3 protein-coding genes are annotated in these 2,049 nt (G+C 67.3%); all 3 read left to right on the top strand.

Going from position 1 to position 2,049, the window contains the following annotated elements; translation table 11 throughout:
- Positions 1 to 332: transporter substrate-binding domain-containing protein (locus tag V7067_RS04155; RefSeq protein ID WP_334174617.1), on the top strand; the 332-nt coding region annotated here is incomplete at its 5' end.
- 41 nt (positions 333 to 373) lie between these two features.
- On the top strand, positions 374 to 1,213 hold the full coding sequence (locus V7067_RS04150) for an amino acid ABC transporter permease (protein ID WP_334174618.1): 840 nt from the start codon (positions 374 to 376) through the stop codon (positions 1,211 to 1,213).
- Positions 1,210 to 2,001, top strand: a complete 792-nt coding sequence (locus V7067_RS04145) for an amino acid ABC transporter ATP-binding protein (protein WP_334174616.1) — start codon at positions 1,210 to 1,212, stop codon at positions 1,999 to 2,001. Before V7067_RS04150 ends, V7067_RS04145 begins: the two co-directional genes overlap by 4 nt.
- Positions 2,002 to 2,049: the final 48 nt, after the last annotated feature.

Below are 2,049 nucleotides of genomic sequence, written 5' to 3'. Positions count from 1 at the left end.
CGATCACGGTGATCCTCGACACCAATCTCGGCCAGCAGATCACCAACCTCAAGACCGGCCGCACCGTGGCCGGCGTGCAGGGCCTTGAGGCCGTGCCGACCATCGTGGAGACTGAACCGGGCACGTTCATGATCCTCGGCGAGCCGATCTCCATGGCGCTGATGGGCATGGCGTTCAACAAGGGGGCCGACGATGTCGTTCTGCGCGATGCCTTCCAGGCCGCCCTCAGGCAGGTGATCGCCGACGGCACCTACGATGCCCTGATCAAGAAGTGGAAGCTCGACATCTCCGCCTACAAGGATGCCACCATCAACGCCGGGCCGCAGCCGTGAGCCGAGCCCCCCACCCGGAGGCGCCGCGCGGCGGCCCGACCATGGCGGAGGAGCTCGACATCGCACGCCTCCGCCATGTGCGGCGCCGGCATTACGGACGGATCGCGGCCATGGCCGCGATCCTCGTCCTTGCCGTCCTGCTGGTCCGCGCCTTTGCCAACGGCAAGATCGACTGGGCGACGACGTGGGAATTCCTGTTCTGGCCGACCATTCTGTGGGGGCTGTTCAATACGGTCTGGATGTCGTTCGTGTGCATGGCGGTGGGCATAGCCATCGGGCTTGCCTGCGCCGTCGCCAACGGGTCCGTCAATCCGGTGCTGCGCGGCAGCGCGATCTTCTATGCCTGGTTCTTCCGCGGGGCGCCGGTCATCCTGCAGCTCCTCATCTGGTTCAACCTCGCGCTGGTCTTTCCCACCATCGGCGTTCCCGGCCTGTTCGAATACAAGACCGTGGTCATCATCACGCCGGCGGTGGCGACCATCCTCAGCCTCGGGCTGAACGAGGGCGCCTATGTCTCGGAGATCATCCGCTCGGGCATGCTCGGCGTCGATCGCGGGCAATATGAGGCGGCCAAGGCCATGGGCATGACCAACGGCACCGCGCTGCGGCGCATCATCCTGCCGCAGGCCATGCGCATCGTGGTGCCGCCGCTCGGCAACGAGTTCATCGGCCTCGTCAAGATGACGGCGCTCGCCTCGATCATCGGCTTCGGCGATATCGTGCGCAGCGCGCAGGACATCTACTATTCCAACGCCAAGGTCATCGAGCTGCTCATGGTCCCGACCTTCTGGTTTCTGGTCGTCGTCACCGTCCTCACCGTGCTGCAGCGCATGCTGGAGAAGCGCTTTGGCCGCGGCTTCGGCACAAGGGCCGCCCGATGAGCGCGCCGGCCCCCGCCGTCGCCCCGATCGTCTCCGCGGTTCGCGTCGGCAAGAAATTCGGCGGCCATCAGGCGCTGAGCGATGTGACGATGGATGTCATGCCCGGCGAGGTGGTGTGCATCATCGGCCCCTCCGGCTCCGGCAAGACGACCTTCCTGCGGTGCATCAATCAGCTTGAGACGTTCGACAGCGGCGGGCTGTGGCTGGACGGCGAGCTGCTCGGCTATCGCCGCGTCGGCGAGGCGCTGCATCCGCTGAGCGACCGCGAGATTGCCCGCCAGCGCCGCAAGACCGGCATGGTCTTCCAGCGCTTCAACCTGTTTCCCCACATGACGGCGCTTGAAAACGTCACCGAAGGCCCGCGACAGGTGCTCGGCCGGCGACGCGAGGAAGCCCACGATGCCGCCATGCTGCTGCTCGACCGGGTCGGTCTGGCCCACAAGGCGGGGGCTTACCCGTCCGAGCTGTCCGGCGGCCAGCAGCAGCGCGTTGCCATTGCCCGCGCCCTCGCCATGCAGCCCCGGCTGATGCTGTTCGACGAACCGACATCGGCGCTCGATCCCGAACTCGTCGGCGAGGTGCTGGGCGTGATGCGCGATCTGGCTGCCAGCGGCATGACCATGATCGTCGTCACCCACGAACTCGGCTTCGCCCGCGATGTCGGCGACCGGGTCGTGTTCATGGATCAGGGGCGGGTGGTGGAAAGCGGCGAGGCCGGGGCGCTGATGAGCAACCCGACCGAGCCGCGCACCCGCAACTTCCTGAGGACCGTGCTCACCCGCGAATAGCCCGGCCCGCGCCCTCTGCCGGCCGGAACGGCGCCGCGCCGCGGCGTG

The sequence above is a fragment of the Pseudoxanthobacter sp. genome (assembly GCF_036822375.1).
Lineage (GTDB): Bacteria > Pseudomonadota > Alphaproteobacteria > Rhizobiales > Segnochrobactraceae > Pseudoxanthobacter.
Note: the sequence above shows the minus strand (reverse complement) of the source record. Positions and strands in the feature narration are given on the sequence as shown.